This is a genomic window from Pseudomonas rustica, from assembly GCF_049959085.1.
In the GTDB taxonomy this organism is placed as follows: domain Bacteria; phylum Pseudomonadota; class Gammaproteobacteria; order Pseudomonadales; family Pseudomonadaceae; genus Aquipseudomonas; species Aquipseudomonas rustica.
This window is the reverse complement of the sequence record NZ_CP188200.1, coordinates 5,001,422-5,022,584: the sequence shown is the minus strand read 5'-3', so window position 1 is coordinate 5,022,584 and position 21,163 is coordinate 5,001,422. Positions and strand designations below refer to the sequence as shown.

Genomic DNA, 21,163 nt, shown 5'->3' with positions numbered 1-21,163 from the left:
TGCCCCTATTTCATGAATGACTGACGACGAGACCCTATGGCCACTCCCAGCGCTAGCTCTTATAACGCCGACGCCATCGAAGTCCTCTCGGGCCTCGACCCGGTGCGCAAACGCCCCGGCATGTACACCGACACCAGTCGGCCGAACCACCTCGCCCAGGAAGTCATCGACAACAGCGTCGACGAAGCCCTGGCTGGTCACGCCAAATCGGTGCAGGTCATCCTGCACGCCGATCACTCGCTGGAAGTCAGCGATGACGGCCGTGGCATGCCGGTCGACATCCACCCGGAAGAGGGTGTGTCGGGCGTCGAACTGATCCTCACCAAGCTCCACGCGGGCGGCAAGTTTTCCAACAAGAACTACCAGTTCTCTGGCGGTCTGCACGGCGTGGGTATTTCCGTGGTCAACGCCTTGTCGACCGAAGTTCGCGTGCGCGTAAAGCGTGACGGCAACGAATACCAGATGACGTTCGCCGATGGCTACAAAGCCACCGAGCTGGAAATCGTCGGCACCGTCGGCAAACGCAACACCGGCACCAGCGTGTACTTCGCGCCGGATCCGAAATACTTCGATTCACCAAAATTCTCCATCAGCCGCCTCAAGCACGTGCTCAAGGCCAAGGCTGTGCTGTGCCCGGGTCTGCTGGTCAGCTTCGAAGACAAAGGCACCGGCGAGAAAGTCGAGTGGCATTACGAAGACGGCCTGCGCTCGTATCTGGTCGACGCCGTCAACGAATTCGAACGCCTGCCAAACGAGCCGTTCTGCGGCGCTTTTGCCGGTAATAAAGAAGCCGTCGACTGGGCGCTGTTGTGGCTGCCGGAAGGTGGCGACGCGGTGCAGGAAAGCTACGTCAACCTGATCCCGACGGCGCAGGGCGGCACCCACGTCAACGGTTTGCGTCAGGGCCTGCTCGATGCGATGCGAGAATTCTGCGAATTCCGCAGTCTGCTGCCACGCGGCGTGAAGCTGGCGCCGGAAGACGTCTGGGAGCGCATTGCGTTCGTCCTGTCGATGAAAATGCAGGAGCCGCAATTCTCCGGCCAGACCAAAGAACGACTGTCGTCCCGTGAAGCCGCGGCATTCGTCTCCGGTGTGGTTAAAGACGCCTTCAGCCTGTGGCTCAACGCCAACCCGGAAACCGGTCTGGCCCTGGCCGAACTGGCGATCAACAACGCCGGTCGTCGTCTCAAGGCAAGCAAAAAGGTTGAACGTAAACGCGTCACCGCAGGCCCGGCATTGCCGGGCAAACTGGCGGATTGCGCCGGCCAGGATCCGATGCGCTCCGAACTGTTCCTCGTCGAAGGTGATTCCGCCGGCGGTTCCGCCAAGCAAGCGCGGGACAAGGAATTCCAGGCGATCCTGCCGTTGCGCGGCAAGATCCTCAACACTTGGGAAGTCGACGGCAGCGAAGTGCTCGCCAGTCAGGAAGTGCACAACATCGCCGTCGCTATTGGTGTCGATCCTGGCGCGGCGGACATGAGCCAGCTGCGCTACGGCAAGATCTGCATCCTCGCCGACGCCGACTCCGACGGTCTGCACATTGCCACGCTGCTGTGCGCGCTTTTCGTCCAGCATTTCCGCCCGCTGGTGGATGCCGGTCACGTCTACGTCGCCATGCCGCCGTTGTACCGCATCGACCTGGGCAAAGAGATTTACTACGCCCTCGACGAAGCCGAGCGCGACGGCATTCTCGACCGTCTGGTTGCCGAGAAGAAACGCGGCAAACCGCAGGTCACGCGATTCAAAGGTCTGGGTGAAATGAACCCGCCGCAGCTGCGCGAAACCACCATGGATCCGAACACTCGGCGTCTGGTGCAGCTGACGCTGGGCGAAGACTACGCCGAAACCTCGGAAATGATGGACATGCTGCTGGCGAAAAAACGCGCCGGTGACCGCAAAACCTGGCTGGAATCCAAAGGCAACCTCGCCGAGGTGCTGACCTGATGCACTTTGGCTGGGCCTTGGCGGGTGCGTTGCTGCTGAGTTCAATGAGCGTGTCGGCCGAGCCGATACAAGAGCTGCGCCTGCTCGCCGAGCATCCGGTCGACGGCATGCGCGGCGGCAACCTTTCGGGGCTGGCGCTGTGCGGTAACGAGTTGTGGACGGTGTCCGATCGCGATGACGATCAGATCTACCGTCTCAATACCGGCGACAAGGTCTGGCAGGCCGAAACCGTGCACATCGACGTCCCGCCGGTGCCTGACAGCGGTTTGCCGTGGGGCATCAGCTCGCGCACGTGGGCTGCATCGTTTGTGCGTGGCGGCGATCTGGATTTCGAAGGCATCACCTGCGACAACGCTGGCAATCGCTTCATCGTCAGCGAGGCCCACGCGGCCGTGTTGCAAGTGCCGCCACAAGGCCCGGCGTCATGGCTGAAAATCTCGCCAATGCTGGTCAAAGAAGCCCGCGCCAGTGGCATGTTGCTGCACTTCAATGCGCTGTTCGAAGGCTTGGCGATCAACCCGGCGGGCGATCAGATCTGGTTGGCCGCCGAGCGTGAGCGCCGTGGTCTGCTGACCATCAAGCGTCAGCAAACGGTCTGGGATTGCGACGGTGCCTGTGTTCTGCTCAGCGAAGCTGGCGTTGAAATGCAGCCGCCGCAGTTCCCCAAGGCTCGCGCCGTCACCCGTGATTTCGCCGATCTGTCGCTGTTCAACGGCAAGCTGTTCACGCTGGAACGCAATGCCTTCGAGATCTGCCGCCGCGACGCGGTCACGGCTAAAGTCGAGCAATGTTGGTCGTTCGCTGAAGATGCCTTGCAGCCGCAGCGCCAATACCCACAGGCCTACGGTCTGGCAGAAGCATTGGTGGTGGATGCGCAGGGCGCGTGGATCGGTATCGACAACAATGAAGGCGTCCGCGCCGACGGCGAAAAACGCCCGATCATCTGGCGCTTTGCCGCGCCTGACGGTGGCTGGAGCGCCAAGCCTTGAGCCAGCAACCCCCGGGCAAACGCGCCGGTCGCGTGCTGATGATTCTGGCCTGGTGCGCGGCGCTGTTTCTCGCTACGCGGTTTTTCGGCCAGTGGGAGCAACGCCAGCAGAATCCGAACGTGGTAGTCAGTTCGGAGCAGGGCGAAGGATTTATTGAGGTGAAACTGGCCGGCAATGCCCAAGGGCATTTTGTCGCCAGCGGTCAGATCAACGGTGAGCCGGTGGAGTTCATGCTCGACACCGGCGCCACTGACGTGGCGATCCCGGCGGATCTGGCCAAACGTTTGAAGCTGGAAGAAGGTTTCGGTGTGACCCTGAGCACGGCCAACGGCCTGAGCCAGGGCTATCGAACCAAAATTGCCCGCCTGCAATTGGGCGACATCGTGTTGCGGGATGTCCGCGCACTGGTGGCGCCGGGGCTGCATGGCGATCAGGTGCTGCTCGGCATGAGCGCCTTGAACAAACTTGAATTTACTCAGCGCGGTGGCACCATGTTGCTGCGCCAGACAACGAACCGATGAGGCCTGCATGAGCAATCCCCTTGATCTCAGCCTGGACGGTGTAGAACGCCGGTCGCTGGCTGACTTCACCGAAAGTGCCTACCTCAACTACTCCATGTACGTGATCATGGACCGTGCGCTGCCGCATATCGGCGACGGTCTGAAACCGGTACAGCGTCGCATCATTTATGCGATGAGCGAGTTGGGCCTGGACGCCGATTCCAAGCACAAGAAATCGGCGCGTACCGTCGGTGACGTGCTCGGTAAGTTTCACCCGCACGGTGACTCGGCGTGCTACGAAGCGATGGTGCTGATGGCTCAGCCGTTCAGCTATCGCTACACGCTGGTCGACGGCCAGGGTAACTGGGGTGCGCCGGATGATCCGAAGTCCTTCGCCGCCATGCGATACACCGAAGCGCGTTTGTCGCGTTATTCCGAGGTATTGCTCAGCGAGCTGGGCCAAGGCACTGCAGACTGGGGCCCGAACTTCGACGGCACCCTGCAGGAACCGTTGGTGCTGCCGGCGCGCCTGCCTAACATTCTGCTCAACGGCACCACCGGCATCGCCGTGGGCATGGCCACCGACGTGCCGCCGCACAACCTGCGCGAAGTCGCCACTGCTTGCGTGCGTCTGCTCGATGAGCCGAAAGCCACCGTCGAACAGCTCTGCGAGCATATTCAGGGCCCGGACTATCCGACCGAAGCGGAAATCATCACGCCGCGCGCCGACCTGCTGAAAATGTACGAAACCGGCAAGGGCTCGGTACGCATGCGCGCCGTGTACCACGTCGAGGATGGCGACATCATCGTCACCGCGCTGCCGCACCAGGTTTCCGGTGCGAAAGTGCTGGAGCAGATCGCCGCGCTGATGCAGGCGAAACCGTCGAAAGCGCCGCAGATCGCGGACCTGCGTGACGAATCCGACCACGAAAACCCGTGCCGCATCGTCATCATTCCGGTCAATAGCCGCGTCGATCACGATGCGCTGATGCAGCACCTGTTCGCCAGCACCGAGCTGGAGTCGACCTACCGGGTCAACGTCAACATCATCGGTCTGGACGGCAAACCGCAGCTGAAAAACCTCCGCGCCTTGCTGGTCGAATGGCTGGAATTCCGCGTGCAGACCGTGCGTCGCCGCCTGCAATTCCGCCTCGATAAAGTCGAGCGTCGTCTGCACCTGTTGGACGGTTTGTTGATCGCCTACCTCAATCTGGATGAAGTGATCCACATCATCCGTACCGAGGAACACCCGAAAGCCAAGCTGATCGAGCGTTTCGCCCTCAGCGAGATTCAGGCCGACTACATTCTCGACACCCGTCTGCGTCAGTTGGCGCGACTGGAAGAGATGAAGCTGCGCGACGAGCAGGACGAACTGCTCAAGGAACAAGCCAAGCTGCAAGCGCTGCTGGGCAGCGAAGCCAAGTTGAAAAAACTGGTGCGCACCGAGCTGATCAAGGACGCCGAAACCTATGGCGACGACCGTCGTTCGCCAATCGTCGAGCGCAGCGAAGCCAAAGCGTTGACCGAGCACGATCTGCTGCCGAACGAGAAAGTCACCGTTGTGCTGTCGGAAAAAGGCTGGATCCGTTCGGCCAAAGGTCACGATATCGACGCGACCGGCCTGTCCTATAAGGCTGGCGACGGCTTCAAGACCTCGGCGGCGGGGCGTTCCAACCAGTCTGCCGTGGTAATCGACTCCACCGGCCGCAGCTATTCGGTTGCCGCGCACACGTTGCCGTCGGCGCGTGGCCAGGGCGAACCGTTGACCGGCCGTCTGACGCCGCCACCGGGCGCCTCGTTTGAATGCGTGCTGATGCCGGAAGACGACGCGTTGTACGTGATCGCCTCAGACGCCGGTTACGGTTTCGTCGTGAAAGGCGAAGACCTGCAAGCCAAGAACAAGGCCGGTAAAGCCCTGTTGAGCCTGCCGAACAACGCCAAAGTCATCGCGCCACGTCCGGTGGCTGATCGTGAGCACAACTGGCTGGCCTCGGTCACGACCGAAGGTCGCCTGCTGATCTTCAAAATCAGCGATCTGCCACAATTAGGGAAGGGCAAAGGCAACAAGATCATCGGTATTTCCGGTGAACGTGTGGCCAGTCGCGAAGAATATGTCACAGACATCGCCGTCATTCCGGAAGGCGCCACGTTGGTGTTACAGGCCGGAAAACGGACTCTGTCGCTGAAGGCCGACGACCTCGAACACTACAAAGGTGAGCGTGGACGTCGTGGCAATAAGCTACCTAGGGGCTTCCAGAGAGTGGATGCGCTGCTCGTCGAAAACCTCAATTAGGCGTCCTAGAGGCGTCGATCCACGATTTAACGCGTAGATCGACGCTTTGGCGCTGGAGTCGGAACGCATATTCACGGATGATATGGCCTTTCAAGCGCCGGCGTGGCCGAGCGTTCTTCATATTTATTGAGTATTTTCACTGTGGTCAGCCTTGTGGCGGCCACCTGGACGGGATGATGACTGCGCTACGCCTTCCACTTATTTTGTTGCTCGCCGGCGTTCTTGGCCTGGCGGGTTGCAGCGTTCACCAGCCGGTGTCGCTGTATCAACTGGACAGCGGAAGTCCGGTTCAGCCTGCGCAAAGCGCGGGCATGGCGGTTTTGTTGGGCCCGGTAGTCGTCGCTGATTACCTGCAACGTGAAACACTGCTGCAACGTCAACCCGACGGCAGCCTGCAAGCGGCGACCGATGGTCGTTGGGCCGGCAGCCTTTCGTCGGATATCGATCAGTTGTTGATGCGTCAGGTCGCGGGTCACCTCGACAGCCAACGTGTGGTGCTGGCACCGGCCACCAGCGGGTTTACCCCGGATGTGCAGGTGTTGCTGACCATCACGCGTCTGGACTCCGGCGTTAAACAACCGGCGATTCTGGATGCGCAGTGGCGTTTGATTGACCGTCGTGGTCAGGTGCGGGATAACCGCATCATTCATCTGCAAGAGCTGCATGCCGGTAGTACGGCTTCGCAGGTTCAGGCGCAAGGAATTTTGTTGCAGCGTCTGGCTGAGCAGTTGTCGGTGGCGCTGAAACCGTTGGCTAATCAGCCTCCGGTGGCTGAAGCGCCGCGTAAATCGGCACCGAAACCGGCTGCGCCGGCGGCGGACGCGGATAAGCAGCCGAAGATTCCGATGGCTTCGCCGATTCGGACGGATATGGAAGTGTTCCGCTTCTAAAGCTGGATCGAGTTAAAACAGAGCCCGCCTTGTGCGGGCTTTGTTGTGTCTGGGGTTCTGCGTGAAAGATCAAAAGCCCCTCACCCTAACCCTCTCCCAGAGGGAGAGGGGACTGACCGAGGTGTCTGGCGGCATACATCGATCTTAAATATCCTGGCGATTATGGATTCACAGCTGGGCGTTCAAGTCGGTGTAACTCTGCAATATCCCCCAATCAGTCCCCTCTCCCTCCGGGAGAGGGCTAGGGTGAGGGGATTTTCAGTCACCCACAAAAAAGCCCGCAGACAATCACTCGTCTACAGGCCTTATGTTTAGCAGCGAAAAAATCGCAGCCTTCGGCAGCTCCTACAACTTAAGCCCGACGCTCATGCATCCGCGCCAGTTGCCGTTCCAGCATCGACGGATAAGGCTCCATCAAACGCTCCACACAGCAAGCGCCCTCAGGGCTGGCGATCGGGCGGATTCGCGCGCGTTGGCGGATTAGCGCGTCGTCACCAATCTTGCGTTCCACCAGCAGCAGATTGCGGCTGTGCTGCGACAGGGCCAAAGCATCCTGCGCCGAATCCGTCAGCAGCAGATCGATCTGGCTCAACCCAAACAGCTCATCGCCCAAGGTCAGGCCCAACTGCAATTGCAGGGTGATGCCGCTGTCCGCGACTTCAATCTGCAACTGATGGCCCAGCGCGCGCAGCAGCTCGCCGCAGCAGATCGCGTTGGTTAGGTAATCGTCGCCGCTGTCTTCGGTGTGGAACAGCATCAGCGTGCTGCCGTCGTTCAAGGTTTCGATTTCACCCTGATACAACGAAGCCGCCTGATCGAGACAGTCGCGATAACGTTCCAGCAATTCTTCCAGACGCGCACGCGGCAGGCGACGCAGTTGTTCCTGCGAACCCAGCTGCACGGCGAGCACCGCACTGTGTTGCGGCACGCTCGGCGTGGCTTTGCGCACGACCGGTTGCGGTGCTGCATCGAGCGATTCGTCGCGCAGATCGGCAAACGCATCGTCGTCTTCATCGTCTTCAACGGTGCTGACGACGTGGCGTGGCGCCGGTTTCTGGGCGGCCATCGGACGGGATTCGTCGAAGCTCGGATCGCGCAGGTTGCGCACTTCGAACTCGGGCTCGTCGTCCTCTTCTTCGAATTCCGGCTCGGGTTCCGGTTCAGGCACGGGCGCTGGTTCCGGGGCGTAGTTGGCGTGCAGTTGACGCGCCAGATCGCCGATCTCGTCCTGACGATCTGTGCCTGGCGTGTACTCGTCGATGTTGCGCAGCCACACGCGCAATTGCAGCAGTGGCGTCGACAAATTACGGCCAATGCGCAGGCTCAGGGCTAGCGACAGTGCCAACAGAATCCCGCTGAGAATGCCCATGCTTTGCAGGCTGATGGTCATCGGCTGCTGGAACTGATCCATGTCGAGGCTGATGCGCAGTTGCCCGGCGGTCACGTCCTGGAACGTGATCTTGCTCTCGTACATGCCTTCGGCTTCGCCCAACAGGCTGTGCTTGGGCCGCTGACCGGACTCGGCGAGGATGCGGTTATCCACGCTGTAGATCGCCGCGTGGGCCACCAGTTTGTTCTTGGTCAGGTTGTTGAGCAGCACGTTGAGGCTGAGGATGTCGTTGGACACCAACAGCTCCGTGGCAGAGGTCGCGGTCTGCGTGGTCAGGCTTTCGCCCAGCGCATCGGCCTGCTGGTGCATGGCCTGCTTGAATTGCAAACCCATCACGCCGGCATAGATCACCAGGGCCAGAGCGACCAGGATCACGTTATGGCTGGCAATGCGCAATGCAATCGGTACACGGCGGTGGCGCAGTGCACGGAAGATCAGCAGGAAGAAGTTATCGGTTTTAACTGGCGTGGGCCGGTTCACTGAGCTCGGCTCTTTTGTCCGTGAAGTTGACGCGCAGTATAGCGACAGGCCCTAGACCGGCAAAGCGCTGACGGTGCCCGATGGTCACTGAAAGTGAGTAGAATGCGGTTTTTTTCCAGTTGCGGGGGTGCGCGTTGCGCGAAATCGTCCTGATTAACATCACGGGAGTCGACCGTCCGGGTCTGACGGCAGCCATTACCGGTGTTCTGGCACAAGGTGGTGTGAACATTCTCGATATCGGTCAGGCGGTGATCCACGACACCCTGTCGTTCGGCATCCTGGTTGAAATTCCCGACTCCGAGCAAGGCAAATCCGTGCTCAAGGACATCCTGTTCAAGGGCTACGAGCTCGACCAGCAGGTGCGCTTCACCCCGGTGTCCGAAGAGGATTACCAGCAATGGGTGGGCAACCAGGGCAAAAAACGCCACATCGTGACCTTGCTGACCCGCAAGGTGACCGCCGGCCAATTGCAGGCCGTCAGCTCTATCACTGCTAAATACGGTTTGAACATCGACCACATCGACCGTCTGTCGGGTCGCATGCCGCTGGACACGCCAGCGGACAAGGGCAAGGGCTGCATCGAGTTTTCCGTGCGTGGCGAAGCGGCCGATCCGCAGGCCTTGCGCGCCGAATTCCTCAGCGTCGCCCAAGAGCTGAACGTCGACATCGCTTTCCAGGAAGACTCGCTGTTCCGTCGCAACCGTCGTCTGGCCGTGTTCGACATGGACTCGACGCTGATCGAAGCCGAAGTGATCGATGAGCTGGCCAAGGCTGCCGGTGTCGGCGAACAGGTGTCGGCCATCACCGAACGGGCGATGTCCGGCGAGCTGGATTTCCGCGCCAGTTTCAAAGAACGTCTGGCGCTGCTCAAAGGCCTCGACGTCAGCGTGCTTGATTCGATCGGCGCTTCGCTGCGTCTGACCGAAGGCGCGGAAACGTTGTTCGCCGAGCTCAAACGTCTGGGTTACAAGACCGCGATCCTGTCTGGCGGCTTCACCTATTTCGCCAAGCAATTGCAGGCCAAACTCGGCATCGACTACGTGTTCGCCAACGAACTGGAAGTGGTCGACGGCAAGTGCACCGGCGTGGCGATCGAGCCGATTGTCGATGCGCAGCGTAAAGCTGATTTGCTGAAAGAGTTGGCACACAAGGAAGGTTTGCGTCTGGAGCAGACCATTGCCGTGGGCGATGGCGCGAACGATCTGCCGATGCTGGCAATTGCCGGGTTGGGCGTGGCGTTCCGCGCCAAGCCGTTGGTGAAGCAATCGGCGAAGCAGGCGATTTCGACGTTGGGTCTGGATGGTGTGCTGTATCTGCTGGGCTTCCGCGATCGTGATGGGCAGTTGTAATTAAAGATCAAAAGATCGCAGCCTTCGGCAGCTCCTACATGGTTTTTCTCCTGTAGGAGCTGCCGAAGGCTGCGATCTTTTGCTTTATAGCGACTTCCACAACGAATCAAAATCCTCCTCGCTCCCGCCATTCTGCGCGGCTTCCAGCGAGCGGTAAGCGAACTGATTAAAACTGTGCGTACTCGCCACCCGCCGATCCAGCCCGGCGCGGTGTTCTTCGCCGTGGGTGTTGATCAAGATTTTGCTGCCTTCCTGAAACGGCAGACGCGGTGCGAGCAGTGTCGCGGGCACGTCGATGGCGCTGATCTCCGGCAACAATAATCCACGCAAATACTGGCTGTGATCGTCCCGCGAACGCACCAGTTGCAAGCCGCAGGGCTGGGCGTGTGGCGCCACCAGTTCAATGCCCATTTGCGTGCCGCCGCCGCGCACCTGACGAATCCAGCGAATCACCGCGATGCTCCAGCCCAGACTGACGCTGTCCTGAATCCCGAGCATTTCCCCGGCCTGCAACTCGGCGGGGACTTCTTTCGGCCAGCCTAAACAGTAGCCGCCGGGGCTGTGATTGATCACGGGCAATGCATAAGTCGGATAGTGCGGTGCCGCATCGGCGCTGCTTTCGTCGTCGACGAGGTGGTCGTACTGGATTTCTTCGTAGGGCAAAAACTCCTCGTTATTCTGTGGCGCCGCATCGAAGGCCTGGCTCCAGCTGTCCTTTTCACCCTCGGCCACGGCGTGGCTGAAATTCGCTGCGCGGGCGCCGGGATGTTTGAGCATGTCGCTGAAACTGCGCTCGCCGCCAAGGTAGAAGTGCAGGGCGCTCATGCCGACGCACACGGTCAGATTGCCTTGGCCGACGGTGCGCTGAAAACTGCGTTCAGCCGCTTCGCCCCACGTCGCGTGTAAATGTTGCAGCGTGTCGAAACTCAGTCCGGTCGGGACGGGCAAAGGCTTGGACGTGTCCTGATGCAGCAAATGCGCTTCGAGGGTATTCACCAGCGGTTGCGGATCGAAGCCGAGCAAACCGGCGCGCTGCTCACTGCGAAACATGCTGCGGTAACGCGGGCCGATATCGAGTTCGGCGCTGATCGCAAACAGGCCGTCGTCGGGCGTACCGGGGTGCAGCTTGAGCAGGGCGCTCCATGGTTCAAGCACTTCGGCAAGGCGGGCGATCTGGTTCTGGCGCAGTTGATTGCAGCGGGCGCTGCCGAGAAGCAGGGCGGCGATGTAGGTTTGTTCGAGGCTCAGCTCGGTGGTCAGGCTGGCCAGATCGTCATGCACGCGCCGCTGTTGCAGCTGCAACTCACAGGCGATGCGATAGAGCTGATGCAGTTCAAACCACAAATGCTCTGGCGGCGGACTGTATAGCTGGGTTGCGCGAACCAGTTGGCCCTTCAACGCATGCGCCGCGCGCTGCAACGCCAAACCGAGCAGTGCTGCACGATCCTTGCTGTACTTCGGCGTAATCCGCAGAACGATCTGTTTGTAACCGATCGCCAGATGACTTTGCAGGGCCTGACACAGATTGCTGATCTTGCGCGAACGCTCATCGAGCATGATCGCCTGATGCAGGAAATGTCGCTCCAGATGCTGACAGACGAAATACACCTCGGGCCGCAGCAATTCGAGCAGGTGCAGACGATTGTCGCTGGGGGTGAGTAATTGGTTGAGTTCGCCGAGGCCTTGATACAACTGGCGGGCGGTTTCGCCGATGTTGGCCTTGGGCAGGCCGGCGATCCAGCGCTTGAGGTCGCGCGGGGTGGCTTCGCAAAATGACAGGCGCGGCTGATTCGGGGTCGGGGCGCGCAGCTGTGGGGGAGAGATGGTCTGGCTCATGCCAAAAACCATAGCAGCAAATAAGCGAGCGGGTGTTCTGCCTCAACGCATCGTCATTGAAGATGCACACAAAACAACGTGTAGGGGCTGCCGCAGGCTGCGATCTTTTGATCTTGATCGTTCCCACGCTCTGCGTGGGAATGCAGCCGTGGACGCTCCGCGTCCAAAGATCAAAAGATCGCAGCCTTCGGCAGCTCCTACAGAGGTATCGACCGTCAGGGGAATCCATGACGGTCGATGCGTACTCAGGCGTTTGGCAGTGCCAGGCCTTGGCCCATCTGCACCGGCGAACCGGCAACCAGTTCTTCAGCCCATTTCACCTGATCCGGGCCGAACAGCACGATCGCGGTCGAACCCAGCTTGAAGCGGCCCAGTTCAGCACCTTTCTCCAAGTGGATCGGCGCACGGGCGGCTTCGTCGTAGCGGAAGGTTTTCAGCTCACGCTTCGGCGGGGTGACCAGACCGGCCCACACGGTTTCGATCGAAGCGACGATCATCGCGCCGACCAGCACCACCGCCATCGGGCCGCGCTCGGTGTCGAAAATGCACGCCACGCGCTCGTTGCGAGCGAACAGTTCCGGCACGTTTTCAGCGGTGGTCTGATTCACCGAGAAGATCCGGCCCGGGATGTAGACCATCTCGCGCAGGGTGCCGGCCAGCGGCATGTGTACGCGGTGGTAGTCCTTCGGCGACAGGTAAATAGTGGCGAAGTCGCCGCCCATGAACGGTGCCGCATTGGCCGCATCACCGCCGAGCAGTTCGAGCACGCTGAAGCTGTGGCCCTTGGCCTGGAACACGCGACCGTGTTCGATCGGGCCGAGCTGGCTGACCGCACCGTCGGCCGGGCTGAGGATCGCGCCCGGGGTTTCGTCCAGCGGGCGCGCGCCGTCTTTCAGGGCGCGGGTGAAGAAGGCGTTGAAGTGCTCGTAAGCGGTCAGGTCTTCCACCAGCGCTTGCGACATGTCGACTTGATAACGCTTGGCGAACCACTGGGTGAACGCATTTTTGAACCAGCGCACGCGGCACTCGGCAACGCAGCCGGCCAGGCGCGACAGCAGGTGATGAGGCAGCAGGTACTGGCTGAGGATAAACAGACGCTCTTTCATTAGTTGTCCTTAAAAACCTTAAATCTCGACTGGCGTGTCAGGGTGGTTGCCCCATTCGCCCCAGGAACCGGCGTAGCCTTTGACCCGCGGATAACCGAGGGATTTGGCCACCAGATAAGTGAAGCCCGACCGGTGATGGGTCTGGCAGTGGGTAATGATTTCTTTGTCCTTGGTGATCCCGAGATCTTCGAGGATCTGCGGCATGTCGCTGCGAATGCGCAGCTGACGCGCCTTGTCCATGCCCGCCGTCCATTCGAAATTGACCGCGCCGGGAATGTGCCCGGCCTTGGCGGCCAGCACTTTCTCGCCGGAGTATTCCAGCGGCCCGCGCGCATCCCAGATCGCCAGATCGGCAGCCCCGAGACGGCTTTGCAGGTATTCACGGGTCGCGGTCGGCTCGTCGTGCAGGGTCAACGGCAGCGGGCCGCCGACGGCTGCCGGCACTTGAATCGACATCGGCATGCCATCCGCCAGCCACGCCGGCAAACCACCGTCTATATAGTGGTACTTGTGGTGACCGATTACGTCGAGCAACCAGATGAAGCGCCCGGCCCAGCCGCCGCCCTCATCGTCGTAAACCACGTAGACCGCGTCCTTGCGATGGCCCAGCTCGCCGAACAATGCTTCCAGATCGGCTTTGGCCGGCAGCAAACCCGGCGCCGGCGGCTGGCCGAGCTGGGTACGCTTGGGGTCGACAAAGCGCGCGCCGGGGAGATGTCCCTCGGTGTAGCGGGCGGCACTGGTCAGATCCACCAGAATCAGCTCTTCAGACTCAAGCCGAGGCAGCAGGTCGCTCGGTTCAATGACGAGCGGCAAGCCAGAGAAGTCAGACATGCGAGGTCTCCAGAGCACAAAGGGGAGGATTGTAGCGCAGCCTCATCGGCCACGGCTGCTAAAGCTGTGCAGGGCTTTTTCGATGCACTGCGCGGTTTTGCCAAAGGCCTGCACAGTGATGTCGGCAAACGGCCCGCCGCCCTGATCGGCGACGACGATCATGATCACCCGGCCATTGTTGACCAATGAACGCAGGAACAAATGCTCGCCGCGAAACAGCGTGCACAGGCCCGGCGGCAGCAGCGCGGAAAATTGTGCATTGTTGTCCGGGTTGATCCGCACCTGCGCCTGTTGCGCGAGCAAACGTTGCAGCACGCTGCTCTGGCTGACGACAAAATTCAGCGCCGCCGCTTCTTTCGGCAGGCCGGAGGTTTGATTCACGCGCAGATTGGATTGCGTGCGGTCAGCCATCAGGATCATCACCCGACGCATGCCGCTGGCCACCAGCGCATCGCGGGCGGCGACGGTCAGGCTCATGGCATTGGTGAAACGGCTCGGCTCGGCTAGCAGTTCGGCGCATTGCTTGCGCCACTGGCTCAAATCTTCAGAGGTCGGCGCGGCGGCGGGCAGCATGCCGGCGGGTAAACGACGAATGCCCCACGGCCACAGCAGGGAAACCGCCGGGTGCCACAAATCAGGCATCGCATGTTGCCGGGCACTGTTCGCGGCTTGTTGGTGCAACTGTTGCTGCACCTCGTCCATGGAAATCTGCAGGTAAAGGCTGGTCAGGTACTGCCAGCGTTCACTGTGCGGACTGTCCCAGGCCTGTTGCGCCGACAGCGCCAGACCGTTGGCCAGCAGCACGGTGTTGGCCGGTTGATTGAGCCAGCGGCGCAGGGTCGGGTCATCGTCGAGGCGATTTTGCTGGCGCAGCGGGTGTTCGCTGTCGCGGGCGATGCGCAGCACTTTGACCAGTTCACGCTGTTCGCTGAGCAGCAATTTATAGCCTTGCTGCACCCAGATCGGCAGGTGCCAGACCGCAACCAGCGCTTCCGCGATCCGCAGCAGGCGCACGCCGAACAATTGCTTTTCGACGGTGCGCGCCGACTCGCCCTTGTGGATAACCCGCAGCTCCCACTCTTCGAGCAACTGTGGATAAGTCAGCGCCAGTGGCCACAGCGGCGACAGAAACAACAGGCTGCCCCAATGAATGTCCTGCCACAGCCGCGCCAGGCGACTGGCGAAAAAACCGTTGGCCTGTTGCGTCGCGTGCTGGCTGATCATCTGCAATTGGCGCAGGGCCTTGGGGATTTGCATCTGCGGTTCGGCTGGCAGGCGCGCGAGCAGTTCTTCGGTGCGGGCGAGGCCGAGACGGTTGATCGCCACTTCCAGATTTTCCGCCGGCGTGCCCATGTTGCCGTGGGTGTGACGATTGGCCTCACGGATGATGCTCAAGGCCAGCGCCGGGCTGTCCTGCATCAAATCGGCGATGTCGCGCAGCGAACTGCGGTTGTCACGGATCGCGCGACAGACCTTGTCATGCGCCTCTTGCGGCACCGGCAGGCGAACGCTGTCGAGCAGCTTGACCCAGCCTTCGAGGGTGGTCGGTTTTGCGTGTGGGACGTTCGTTTCATTAGCCATGTCTGGACGGGATCTTCATCTGCTTTAGACGCGCCCGGCATGGGCTAAATTGGCTTTTCGCCTGAACTGGCTATAGTCTGGCGCAGTTTTGCCGATAAGTAGAAGAAGAGATTTTTTAACTTCCGAATATGACCTTGAACCCGACTTAAATAAGTACTTTCTACCTATGGCTAAAATTATCGGCATCATCGTCGTATTCGCGAGCGTGCTCGGCGGATACGTGCTTTCCCACGGCAAAATTGCCGCCCTGATCCAGCCTTTCGAGGTGTTGATTATCGGTGGCGCGGCACTCGGTGCGTTCCTGCAGGCCAACCCCGGCTACATGACGATGCACGTGCTCAAGAAATCCCTGAGCATGTTCAGTTCGCGCTTCACCCACACGTTCTATCTGGAAGTGCTGGGTCTGATCTACGAGATCCTCAACAAGAGCCGCCGCGAAGGCATGATGGCCATCGAGGGCGACATCGAAGATGCCGCCGCGAGCCCGATCTTCGCCAAGTACCCGGCCGTGCTCAAAGACGAACGCATGACCGCGTTCATCTGCGATTACCTGCGGATCATGTCGTCCGGCAACATGGCCCCGCACGAGCTGGAAGGCTTGTTCGACATGGAGCTGTACAGCCTTAAAGAAGACCTCGAACACCCATCCCACGCGGTGAACGGCATCGCCGACGCCATGCCGGGTTTCGGTATCGTTGCGGCGGTACTCGGTATCGTGGTGACCATGGCTTCGCTGGGTGAAGGCGATCAGAAATCCATCGGTCTGCACGTCGGTGCGGCACTGGTGGGTACCTTCTTCGGTATTCTCGCGGCGTACGGTTTCTTCGGCCCGCTGGCGCATTCGCTGGCCCACGACGCCAAGGAAGAGCTGAACGTTTACGAAGCCATCAAGGCATCGCTGGTGGCTTCGGCTTCTGGCATGCCGCCATCGCTGGCAGTCGAGTTCGGGCGCAAGGTTCTGTACCCGGCGCACCGTCCAAGCTTCGCCGAGCTGGAACAAGCGGTTCGCGGTCGCTAAGTCATGGAAAATAATCAGCCGATTATCATCAAGCGCGTCAAGCGCATAGCCGGTGGGCATCACGGCGGGGCGTGGAAAATCGCCTTCGCCGACTTTGCGACGGCGATGATGGCGTTCTTCCTCGTGCTGTGGCTGTTGTCCACCGCCACGCCTGAGCAGAAGATCGCCATCGCCGGTTATTTCAAAGACCCGGTCGGCTTCTCCGAAAGCGGCACGCCGTACATCATCGACTTGGGCGGCACGCCGACCCTGGCGCCGGAAAATACCCTCAACCCTGAGGTGAAATCCCAGCCGCAACCAGACAAGGTTACCGTCGACACCGAACAGGTCGAAGGCATGGCCGAGCAGGTCGAGAAAGAACGTCTGGAACTGCTCCTGCAAGAACTGCAGAACAAGGTCGACGAGAACCCGCAGCTGCAGAAATTCAAGGATCAGATCCTCTTCGAGATCACCCCGAACGGCTTGCGTATCCAGATCATGGACGCCGAAAACCGGCCGATGTTCGACTCAGGCTCTGCACGCCTGAAGCCGTACTTCGAAGACATCTTGCTGGCGATGGCCGATACCATCAAAGCGGTGCCGAACAAGATCAGCATCAGCGGCCACACCGACGCCAAGCCGTACACTGGCACCGGCGATTTCGGAAACTGGGAGCTGTCGGCCAACCGCGCCAACGCTGCACGTCGTGCACTGGTGGCGGGTAGCTATCCGGATGCGCAAGTGGCGCGAGTGGTCGGTTATGCCTCGTCGGCGTTGTTCGACCGGGAAAATCCGTTCAACCCGGTCAACCGCCGCATCGACATCGTCGTCCTGACCAAAAAGGCCCAGGAAGCGATCGAGGGTGCGCAAGGTGCGGACGCAGCGAAACCAGTCGATGAAAGCCACAACGGCGCCACCCCGGCAGCGCCGGTTGATCCGAATGCTCTGCCGGCGGATCAGCAACCGGTGCCGCCGCATGAGTTGCGTGAACGGCTGAACTTGTTTGATGACGCCGCGCCGAAACCGGCGGAACCGGGGAGTGCGGCGCCAGCGCCGGCTCCTGCGCCGAAGCAGTAAGAGACGAAAAAGCCGACAGAGATGTCGGCTTTTTTGTGGTTGTCGGTTTCATTTTGCAGATCATTTTCTTAACGCCACGAAAATGATTGAGAGGCGGTCAGTGAGATCTCAAAACCCCCGCCGAATCCTGCCCTTCAACTGATCATGAAACTGCTCAGCATTCCTCTTGTAAGTCCCCTTCATCGACTCACTCATCGAATCCAGCATCACCGAACGCTTGTTCGTCACTTCCTCACGATAAGCATCAATAAAGAAATCCAGATCTTTATCCGTACTCAATTTCGGCCATTTATCCAGATACAGCGGCAGCTCCGCCGGCCCGGTCTTGAACGAGCAGATCCGCCGGTTGCTGATGGTCGCCTCACCAATCTCGAACGGCACCCACCACGACGAAGCCGTCCGCTCCGAGACCACTGCCAGCAAGTGCGTGCACTCGGTGATGTTGCGGGTGATGACGCCGGTGATGTCGTCGGTGGTCTGTGATTCCGGATCGAGCACATCCAGATAAGTCTTGATGTTCGCCTGTTTCAGGCGACTGTTGATCGCCATGGCCTGCATACGATCCATGTGGCGGTAGCTGATAAACACAGGCATCAGAAGTGTCCTTTGATTGCGAGTTCGCGGTAGTAGGCGCCGAGCGCGGTGAGGCGGCAGCCGGTGGAGTGGAGGGCGGCGTAGTACATGTGCTCGGCGTCGACCGGTTCGATCAGGCTGTGGCGATTGCACTTCTGCAGTTGCGCGAAGACCTCGCCGTGTTCCGGATTGAAGCTGGCTTCGGTCGGTTCGTAGCTTGGGTCGAGCGGGTAGGTCGATTCGGCTTCGGCAAACCATTCGGGCAGTTTGCGCAGGATCTCTTTGGGGATCAGCGGCGAGACTTCGCGCAGGGAAATGAACTGCGACACATTGGTCTTGAACACCGGGCGTTGTTCCCACGCATCGAGCGCGTTATCGACAAAGGAATAGAGGCTGCCGGGCGTGATCTTGCCGAGAATGTTCGCCGCGCCACCGTGCAAAGCCTGCAGCAGTAAACCGGTAAACACGCCGTGTTGCGCGCCTTCCATGGCCGGTTCTTCCTTTTTGCACGCGGTCAGAATGGTCATGCCTTCGCCGACCACACTGCTCTCGCTGCGCAAGGCGCGCACTTCACCGGCGGCGCCGCTTTGGCAGCAATCAAGGATGATCACTTTGTTCTTGATGCGCGTGGCTTTGCTCGCCCAGTTGAGGATGTCGCTGATGCGGATGCCGTCCTTGGCGTTGCGATAATCCTGGGGCAGCAACATGCCTTCGTCATTGTCGGTATCGAAACCGCCATGCCCGGCGAAATACAGCAGGGCGACATTGCAGTCGCCGGAAAACAGCTCGCGGATCTGGTCTTCGAGCATCTCCCGACCCAGGTAATCTTCGGCCGACGTCAGCACGACGTTCTTGAAATTGGGGTCGCCGTCGGCGTCGGTTTTCAGCACCGAGGCCATGGCCATGGCGTCATTGCTGCAACCGCTCAGGCGCGAAATATGCGTGTAGTCGTTGATGCCGATAAACAGTCCCTTGCGCATGATCAGGCCGCCGTGTGCAGGCGGATCGCGCCGACGATGCTGTTGGTGTTCCACGCGCATTCGGCGTGTGCGGCGTTACGCACCACCGTGGAAATGCGCTCGGCGCCGAACGGTTTCACCGCGATGATCACCTTGCCCATGCGCTTGGCGATCTCGATTTCCTTGTTGATCCACTTGCTGTAGGTCGAATACATGCCGGCCATGATCAGCACCGCCGAGCACGGACGAATCTTGTTTTCGATGGCTTCTTCGAGCTGTTTGTCAGTCTGCGCGCCCATGATCGGGTTGTGCGGCGGCACCGAAAAATTCTTGTAGGTGAAGTCGGGGTGGGCACTGAGCAGGCGCACCAGATTGTCGTGGGCGTGGGAGTAGTTCCACGAGTGGCTGATGAACAAATGGTAGGTTTGCATGGGGGTTCCTCTGGGGCGCGAACGTGCGACGAGGAACTCAATGTAGGCCCATGAAATGAGCCTACAAGGCTTGGGCGGAGAAAGAGAAATGTCCTGCAAACAGGCGTGCAGAAGTCCTACAGAAAAGACCGATGTTTAAAAAAGGGAGGAGGGTGTCAGGGGAAAACCGACATCCGGCAGCCCTTGGGGAAAGGGCTGCCGGTGCGACTGTTTAATAGCCGTTTTCGGGCAGGCTGGCGATGATCGAGCGGTAGCTGTTCATGCGCTGTTGCTGAACGCGGCCGTCTTCCAGTGCCTTGAGCAACGCACAACCCGGTTCGCGGTCGTGCTTGCAGTCGCGGAAACGGCAAGTGCCGAGCAGGTCGTCGAACTCGATGAAACCGGCTTCAACATCGGCGCGGCTGACGTGGCCGAGGCCGAATTCACGGATACCCGGGGAGTCGATCAACTCACCGCCGCCGGGGAAGTGGAACAGGCGCGCGGTGGTCGTCGTGTGCGTGCCCTGACCGGACAACTCGGACAGCGGCCCGACGCGGGTTTCGACTTCAGGCAGCAAGCTGTTGACCAGCGACGACTTGCCGACACCGGACTGACCGACGAACACGCTGATGCGTCCGTCGAGCTGCTTTTGCAGCTGTTCCATGCCGTCACCGTGGTGCGCCGACACTTCCAGCACCGGATAACCGAGCGTGCGGTACACCGCCAGCAGCGCATTGAGCGCCGGTGCGTTGTGCTCGTCGATCAGGTCGAATTTGTTCAGCAGCAGCAACGGGCGGATGCCGGCGTGTTCGGCGGCTACGAGATAGCGGTCGATCAGGTTGGCATGCGGCTCGGGCAGCGGGGCGAAGACAATGACGATCATGTCGACGTTGGCCGCGACCGGCTTCAACTGGCCTCGGCTGTCCGGACGGCAGAGCTCGGTGGTACGCGGCAATTGCGCGACGATCACACCGATGCCCTGATTGCCGGCACGCCAGACAACCGTGTCGCCGGTCACCAGCGCAGGCAGGTTGGCGCGCAAGTGGCAGCGGAAAACCTGGCCAGCCTGTTCGCCGTCAATGGCCTCGACTTCGACTTGCACGCCGAAGTGAGCGATCACCAGGCCGGTCTGTTCCGGGCCCAGGTCGCCGCCCTCCAGGGCTTCGACAGCCGAGGACTCGCGTTTGGCGGCGCGTGCGGCGCGTTCGCCCTGAATCTTTTCGATGCGCCAGTTTTGACGACGATTGAGTTGGCGTTTGGCCATGGGTGTTCCGTCTGAAGAATGCAGCGATTAGGTAAAACGGCCGCGAGTTTAGCACGCCCGGCAGCCGGCCTAGGCTAAACTGCGCAGCATTGCTCAGGAGCCGAAACATGCAAAACCCGCAGAATCTGATCTGGATCGACCTCGAAATGACCGGCCTTGACCCGGACAACGACGTCATCATCGAAATGGCCACCATCGTCACCGACAGTGACCTCAACACCTTGGCCGAAGGCCCGGTGATCGCCATCCACCACAGCGACGAAGTGCTCGCGCGCATGGACGAGTGGAACACCCGCACCCACGGCAACTCCGGCCTGACCCAGCGCGTGCGCGACAGCCGCATCAGCATGGCAGAAGCCGAAGCGGAAACCATCGCCTTCCTCGAGAAATGGGTGCCGAAGGGCAAGTCGCCGATCTGCGGCAACAGCATCTGCCAGGATCGGCGCTTCCTTTATACCCACATGAAAGCGCTGGAAAGCTACTTCCACTACCGCAACCTCGACGTCTCGACGCTCAAGGAACTGGCGGCACGCTGGGCACCGGACGTACGCGACAGCTTCAAAAAGGGCAGCACCCATTTGGCGCTGGACGATATTCGCGAATCGATCGCCGAGCTGCAGCACTACCGCAAGCACTTCATCAAGTTCTGATGCGATCCCTGTAGGAGCTGCCGCAGGCTGCGATCTTTTGA

At 60.4% G+C, this 21,163-nt stretch carries 18 protein-coding genes; 9 read left to right on the top strand and 9 right to left on the bottom strand.

Annotation, left to right across the window (positions count from 1 at the left end; all coding sequences use genetic code 11):
- Positions 1-36 precede the first annotated feature (36 nt).
- The 5 genes from parE to ACP3TY_RS22875 all read left to right on the top strand — a co-directional run bounded on the left by parE (position 37) and on the right by ACP3TY_RS22875 (position 6,616).
- Positions 37-1,944 (top strand): DNA topoisomerase IV subunit B, encoded by a 1,908-nt coding sequence (parE, locus tag ACP3TY_RS22895; protein WP_053116747.1) that lies wholly within the window; start codon positions 37-39, stop codon positions 1,942-1,944.
- Positions 1,944-2,933 carry an esterase-like activity of phytase family protein gene (locus ACP3TY_RS22890; RefSeq protein WP_053116748.1) on the top strand — a complete coding sequence of 330 codons (990 nt, stop codon included), beginning with the start codon at positions 1,944-1,946 and terminating at the stop codon, positions 2,931-2,933. Before parE ends, ACP3TY_RS22890 begins: the two co-directional genes overlap by 1 nt.
- Positions 2,930-3,454, top strand: a complete 525-nt coding sequence (locus ACP3TY_RS22885; protein WP_053116749.1) for a retropepsin-like aspartic protease family protein — start codon at positions 2,930-2,932, stop codon at positions 3,452-3,454. The genes ACP3TY_RS22890 and ACP3TY_RS22885 overlap by 4 nt, the downstream gene beginning before the upstream one ends.
- Positions 3,455-3,461: 7 nt before the next feature.
- Positions 3,462-5,726, top strand: coding sequence for a DNA topoisomerase IV subunit A (gene parC / locus ACP3TY_RS22880; RefSeq protein ID WP_053116750.1), 2,265 nt, complete (start codon positions 3,462-3,464; stop codon positions 5,724-5,726).
- Positions 5,727-5,902: 176 nt separating this feature from the next.
- Entirely contained in the window at positions 5,903-6,616 is a 714-nt protein-coding gene (locus tag ACP3TY_RS22875; protein WP_053116751.1) for a PqiC family protein, read from the top strand.
- A 352-nt stretch (positions 6,617-6,968) separates the two neighbouring features.
- Here the strand turns inward: ACP3TY_RS22875 and ACP3TY_RS22870 are convergent, their stop codons facing one another.
- Positions 6,969-8,486: an AhpA/YtjB family protein gene (locus ACP3TY_RS22870; protein ID WP_400755625.1), complete on the bottom strand. Its 1,518-nt coding sequence runs from the start codon at positions 8,484-8,486 to the stop codon at positions 6,969-6,971.
- A 134-nt stretch (positions 8,487-8,620) separates the two neighbouring features.
- On the opposite strand from ACP3TY_RS22870, the gene serB reads away from it, so the two are divergent.
- Positions 8,621-9,835 carry a phosphoserine phosphatase SerB gene (gene serB / locus ACP3TY_RS22865; RefSeq protein ID WP_053116753.1) on the top strand — a complete coding sequence of 405 codons (1,215 nt, stop codon included), beginning with the start codon at positions 8,621-8,623 and terminating at the stop codon, positions 9,833-9,835.
- 84 nt (positions 9,836-9,919) lie between these two features.
- Here serB and ACP3TY_RS22860 read toward each other — a convergent pair whose 3' ends face one another.
- The 4 genes from ACP3TY_RS22860 to ACP3TY_RS22845 all read right to left on the bottom strand — a co-directional run bounded on the left by ACP3TY_RS22860 (position 9,920) and on the right by ACP3TY_RS22845 (position 15,192).
- Entirely contained in the window at positions 9,920-11,671 is a 1,752-nt protein-coding gene (locus ACP3TY_RS22860; RefSeq protein WP_426618545.1) for a molecular chaperone, read from the bottom strand.
- Between the two features lie 245 nt (positions 11,672-11,916).
- Positions 11,917-12,777, bottom strand: a complete 861-nt coding sequence (gene asd, locus ACP3TY_RS22855; protein ID WP_053116755.1) for an archaetidylserine decarboxylase — start codon at positions 12,775-12,777, stop codon at positions 11,917-11,919.
- 18 nt (positions 12,778-12,795) lie between these two features.
- The gene (gene rhdA / locus ACP3TY_RS22850) at positions 12,796-13,611 is read right to left on the bottom strand and encodes a rhodanese-like domain-containing protein (RefSeq protein ID WP_212544898.1); all 816 of its coding nucleotides are present in this window, start codon (positions 13,609-13,611) and stop codon (positions 12,796-12,798) included.
- A 42-nt stretch (positions 13,612-13,653) separates the two neighbouring features.
- On the bottom strand, positions 13,654-15,192 hold the full coding sequence (locus ACP3TY_RS22845) for an HDOD domain-containing protein (RefSeq protein ID WP_426618544.1): 1,539 nt from the start codon (positions 15,190-15,192) through the stop codon (positions 13,654-13,656).
- A gap of 166 nt (positions 15,193-15,358) precedes the next feature.
- Here ACP3TY_RS22845 and motA point away from each other — a divergent pair, with 166 nt between their 5' ends.
- Entirely contained in the window at positions 15,359-16,210 is an 852-nt protein-coding gene (motA, locus tag ACP3TY_RS22840) for a flagellar motor stator protein MotA (RefSeq protein ID WP_053116758.1), read from the top strand.
- Between the two features lie 3 nt (positions 16,211-16,213).
- The gene (gene motB / locus ACP3TY_RS22835) at positions 16,214-17,266 is read left to right on the top strand and encodes a flagellar motor protein MotB (protein ID WP_426618543.1); all 1,053 of its coding nucleotides are present in this window, start codon (positions 16,214-16,216) and stop codon (positions 17,264-17,266) included.
- A gap of 108 nt (positions 17,267-17,374) precedes the next feature.
- On the opposite strand, the gene ACP3TY_RS22830 is transcribed toward motB, so the two are convergent.
- The 4 genes from ACP3TY_RS22830 to rsgA form a co-directional block, all read right to left on the bottom strand.
- A complete protein-coding gene (locus tag ACP3TY_RS22830; protein WP_053116761.1) occupies positions 17,375-17,860 on the bottom strand; it encodes a toll/interleukin-1 receptor domain-containing protein in 486 nt (161 codons plus the stop codon).
- Complete coding sequence (locus tag ACP3TY_RS22825; protein ID WP_053116762.1) at positions 17,860-18,819, bottom strand: caspase family protein; 960 nt, start codon at positions 18,817-18,819, stop codon at positions 17,860-17,862. Before ACP3TY_RS22825 ends, ACP3TY_RS22830 begins: the two co-directional genes overlap by 1 nt.
- Before the next feature lie 2 nt (positions 18,820-18,821).
- Entirely contained in the window at positions 18,822-19,229 is a 408-nt protein-coding gene (locus ACP3TY_RS22820; protein ID WP_053116763.1) for a TIR domain-containing protein, read from the bottom strand.
- A 211-nt stretch (positions 19,230-19,440) separates the two neighbouring features.
- Positions 19,441-20,472, bottom strand: a complete 1,032-nt coding sequence (gene rsgA, locus ACP3TY_RS22815; protein ID WP_007915800.1) for a small ribosomal subunit biogenesis GTPase RsgA — start codon at positions 20,470-20,472, stop codon at positions 19,441-19,443.
- Between the two features lie 107 nt (positions 20,473-20,579).
- Between rsgA and orn the strand changes: the two genes are divergently transcribed.
- A complete protein-coding gene (orn, locus tag ACP3TY_RS22810) occupies positions 20,580-21,122 on the top strand; it encodes an oligoribonuclease (protein ID WP_053116764.1) in 543 nt (180 codons plus the stop codon).
- Positions 21,123-21,163 lie beyond the last annotated feature (41 nt).